Source organism: Bacillus sp. JJ1503 (genome assembly GCF_036965125.1).
Classification (GTDB): Bacteria; Bacillota; Bacilli; order Bacillales; family Cytobacillaceae; genus Cytobacillus.
Window position 1 is genome coordinate 1 of the sequence record NZ_JBALOZ010000237.1, and the last position, 3,960, is coordinate 3,960.

General features: G+C 40.9%; 5 protein-coding genes. 2 read left to right on the top strand and 3 right to left on the bottom strand.

Annotated features, from left to right (window positions below; all coding sequences use genetic code 11):
- The 3 genes from V7149_RS17700 to V7149_RS17710 all read right to left on the bottom strand — a co-directional run.
- Positions 1–250 (bottom strand): VOC family protein (locus tag V7149_RS17700; RefSeq protein WP_335346927.1); only part of this gene is annotated, 250 nt, incomplete at its 3' end.
- On the bottom strand, positions 247–1,284 hold the full coding sequence (locus tag V7149_RS17705) for an S-adenosylmethionine:tRNA ribosyltransferase-isomerase (protein WP_335346928.1): 1,038 nt from the start codon (positions 1,282–1,284) through the stop codon (positions 247–249). The genes V7149_RS17705 and V7149_RS17700, both read right to left, overlap by 4 nt.
- Positions 1,281–2,015: an SDR family NAD(P)-dependent oxidoreductase gene (locus V7149_RS17710; protein ID WP_335346929.1), complete on the bottom strand. Its 735-nt coding sequence runs from the start codon at positions 2,013–2,015 to the stop codon at positions 1,281–1,283. Before V7149_RS17710 ends, V7149_RS17705 begins: the two co-directional genes overlap by 4 nt.
- Before the next feature lie 201 nt (positions 2,016–2,216).
- On the opposite strand from V7149_RS17710, the gene V7149_RS17715 reads away from it, so the two are divergent.
- On the top strand, positions 2,217–3,431 hold the full coding sequence (locus V7149_RS17715) for a translocation protein TolB (RefSeq protein ID WP_335346930.1): 1,215 nt from the start codon (positions 2,217–2,219) through the stop codon (positions 3,429–3,431).
- A gap of 251 nt (positions 3,432–3,682) precedes the next feature.
- Complete coding sequence (locus V7149_RS17720) at positions 3,683–3,949, top strand: Parvovirus coat protein VP1-like protein (protein WP_335346931.1); 267 nt, start codon at positions 3,683–3,685, stop codon at positions 3,947–3,949.
- Positions 3,950–3,960: the final 11 nt, after the last annotated feature.

Consider the following 3,960-nt stretch of genomic DNA (forward strand, 5'->3'; position numbering starts at 1 on the left):
CCTTTACACTGAGCTTTCTAATCCACTCGGCTACATCCTCCACATTCCAAGATAAATGAATAGTGCTTAAAGGTGTTGGTTTTTCCTCTGACTCAATTAGTTCGATCCTTACCTCCGCTCTTTTAAGAAAGGCTATTTTCTCACCTGGCAAAGTAAGATATTGTTCAATCTTAAATTCAAAAACACTTTCATAGAATTCAATGGCTTCGTCTAAATTCCGAACTTGAATACCTGCATGATGCCACTTCATCGCTGTTTTTCCATCGGCAAAATCAAGTTCATATCGCCAAACTCATGCCAAAGGTATCCGTCTGCTAGCGCTTCATTGTAAGCTTTCATCAGAAGCGGCTCTTGAATAAATGCCGTGAGAAGGTCCAAATGACTCGCTTCAGGTTCATGAAAACCGGTTATGAGGCCATCTACTGCCTTTAGCGGGAAGCCTTTTTGAATATATAAATTCGTTAGCCCTGCCTGTGCTTCAACATTTCCAGCTTTATTGACAGATGTTTCTAGTGCCCGAACGACAGTTGTACCTACAGCTATGACGCGCCCATTATTTTTTTTCGTTGTGTTCACCAGATCAGCCGTTTCATTTGGCACATTAAATGCTTCAAGATGTTTGCTTGGGTTTGGCCAGCGGTCCTTTCCGTAATAGCTTAAACCCGTATGAAGCTGCAAATAAGCAATGTTTACACCCTTTTGCTTCAGATTATTAAGCAGCTTCCAAGTAAAAGCCCTCCCAGCAGAAGGCATTTCCACAGAGCCCGGAACGGAGGCATAAACGGTTTGATACATTTCTAACGGCCAAGGTGTTTCAATATATTCATAGTGAAGCGGCTCTCCAAATTGATAGATTGTATCGTATAGTGCGATTCCACTCTTTGAAAATGCGAGAATAATTAACGGGGCTTCATTTCCCTGCCCTGTAATGGTCGCTGCTAGATCTCCTGGTAAATCAATCTTTTCACCTACCTTCAATATCCCTTCTGTTACAAGTGCCTCCCACTCGAATTCAGATATTTTCCGTGATAAACGAATTTCAATATGTTGCGTTCCCCTTTTCCCTTTTAACACAGCTGGAAGTGTACGGCTATTATTTAAGACAAGCAAGTCTCCTTCTTGCAAGTAAGACCCTAACTCGTAAAAGTGATTATGGAAGCTGTCTCCCGTTTTTGAATCGAGCGCCATTAAACGGACATGATCCCGCGGTATTCCTCTGTATTCAGCCGGCGTATTCGCATTTAAATCTTCATGGACTTGGAATGGACGTGCAGCTAGCATCATAGGAGCGGCCCCCTTTTTTCCTCTAAAATTGATTGTGCCTCAAATCTCTTGCCGTTCACTTCTACTGATTCATTTAATGAGAGATAAACAAATGCCTTTGCGACATCATGAGGGTTACCAAGCTCATAATCACAATCAGGAACGGCAATTGCGTGCATCTCTGTATCCATTTCTCCAGGGTCAACCATCCCCATACTCACACCTGTATCCTCTAACTCATCAGCCCAAGTTTGGGTTAATCCTTCCACCGCGAACTTTGAAATCCCATAAGCACCCCATTCAGCAAATCCTGTTTTTCCCGCTTCTGATGTGACATTCAGAATTCTTCCGTTATTTCTAATTAGCATGCCTGGCAATACACGCTTCGTTACAAGAAAAGGATTAACCACATTCATCCGTATCACTTCCGCAAAGTCATGATCCGGATAATCGGCCAGCAGCGTAGGACCCGGTCCAAATACGGATGCATTATTTATTAAAATATCTACCCGTTCGAAAGTTTCTTCTACAATTGAGACGAACCGATTTACATCCCTTACATTCGTAACATCCGCCTCCACTGCAATGATCTCAGCCCCAAGCTCTCTCGCTTCTTGCTCAACCTTGCGCAGCATCCCTTCCCCTCTCGCACAAATCGCAAGCCGTACTCCTTGTTTAGCAAATGCCAATGTCAGTGCTCTTCCAAGACCTTTCGATGCCCCTGTAATCATAACAACCATTTTATTGTTCATCTGAATCTCTCGCTTTCTTTCGTTTTCTTACTTTTATTTTAGAAAAAGAAAGCACTAGTCACATCGGAAGGTTGGAGGAAAGGGGTTTACGCAAATCGTTCGAGAAAGATCTACGACTTTTGGATGAGGAGCATTTTTCCTTTCAGTATTATGGCCATTGTTTTCCCTTGGTAGGACATCCTATGACAAGGAGGGATATTAATGGCAATGAGGATTTTTTTAATAATTCTATTCATTAGTTATCATTTTACAGTGGATGCTTTTGCCGAAGTTCAGCTTAAGGCTGCATTTATACGAGATCATCAGCTATGGGTAAAGGAGGACGATAAAGAAATTCAACTGACAACAGGTCGCTATATAGTCAATCCACAATGGTCCATGGATAGGCGGTTTATAGCCTTTTTGGATGGTGATGAGCAACAAGAAAAAACATATTTGTATATGTATGATTCAAAAAAAAAGGAAATCTACCAACCATATGAAACGATTGAAACGGGAAATTTTAAATGGTCGCCTGTATCAAATCAACTAGCTTACAATTCAAGAGGGCTCTTAAATGTGACAAAAACAAAAAATGGACGGCCACAAGGATTTGAGAATGTGTCTCTAGGTGTAAGTGATTTTGCTTGGTTTCCCAATGGAAAAGAGTTTATCGTTTCGTCACAATCTAATTTGCTTCCTACTGGATGGGAACCTATTCATCTTTTTAAAGTGTCAGCTGATGCTAATCTAAACGTAAATAAAATAAAGCCTTTTTATACCATTCAGACAAATGATCAATTATTTGCCATCGACGCTGTATACTTTAAGTGGAGTGCTGATGGGAATTGGGTTAGCTTTCTAGCCATGCCAACTGCGTCATTGTCCAATGACAGCAATACTTTATGCGTCCTTTCATCTAAAGGGGATCACTTTCAAGTGATTGGCAAGATGCTCTGGTATGAAAACTGGATCAAATGGGCCCCCTCAAACAATCAGCTAGCCTTCATTTCCGGGGAAGGAAGATTTCTCGTTGAAAACAAACATACAACCATTGCCGACATTCCTGTCATGACCAAACAAAGGGAATATACCCCGAAAGGATTCGTAGACCTTGATATCGAATGGTTCTCTCCAGATCAAGTCATCGTTGCCCGAGCAAAAGAAAATAAGGAATGGAAAGAGGGACCCGTTCCAACAATGTTTACAGCCCTATATGTCATTAATTTAAAATCAGGTGAACAAAAGCAGATTACTTTTCCAAAGAAAGATGAATTGGATCATGCACCGCAAGTCGTTGGGTCAGCAATTACATGGTATCGCAAGACTGAAAAGGGTCACCAAGGGGATGTATGGGTTAAAGATGGAATGAATGGAATAGAACATTTGTGGTTAAAAAACGTGGATTCTGCTCCGGTATTTTTCAATAAAAAATAGATACTCTTCTTAATAAATTTAGACCTCCCGGTGATGGGAGGTTTTTTGATTTATTTAATGTATTTTCCACTATACAGTTTATGCCAAGTCTTCGTGTATCTCTGGAAAATCCATATAGCACTGTCTGCTCTCTCGAAAAACTCCTCTTTTCCAGCTGCATTCACATATAACAGTTTAAAAGCCTTTCCGTTTAATGCTGAAAATACATACTCTATTGTATCTCAGTGCTTGTCAGGGAAGGAGGAGGATTAATGAGCTATAGACGGTCACCTTTTGGGTTTTGTATACCCGGATATAGGTATTGTGGGCCTGGTTGTTCCGGGCCAGGGTCACCAATTAATGAAGTAGATGCGTGTTGTAAGTTACATGACGAATGTTATTGGAGATATGGCCGAACAAGATGCTGCGACCAGCTATTTCTAAATTGTCTGCGTCCCAAAATCAACTCTCGTAATAAAATGGGCAGAGATGCTGCATTAATTTATAGTTTTATGAGGTTGCGTGATAAATTTCAATAACCCCTTTTCAT

Bases quoted from the DNA above. Each gene is read 5' to 3' on its own strand.
- V7149_RS17705 (WP_335346928.1), bottom strand. From the start codon at position 1,284: ATGATGCTAGCTGCACGTCCATTCCAAGTCCATGAAGATTTAAATGCG.
- V7149_RS17710 (WP_335346929.1), bottom strand. From the start codon at position 2,015: ATGAACAATAAAATGGTTGTTATGATTACAGGGGCATCGAAAGGTCTT.
- V7149_RS17715 (WP_335346930.1), top strand. From the start codon at position 2,217: ATGGCAATGAGGATTTTTTTAATAATTCTATTCATTAGTTATCATTTT.
- V7149_RS17720 (WP_335346931.1), top strand. From the start codon at position 3,683: ATGAGCTATAGACGGTCACCTTTTGGGTTTTGTATACCCGGATATAGG.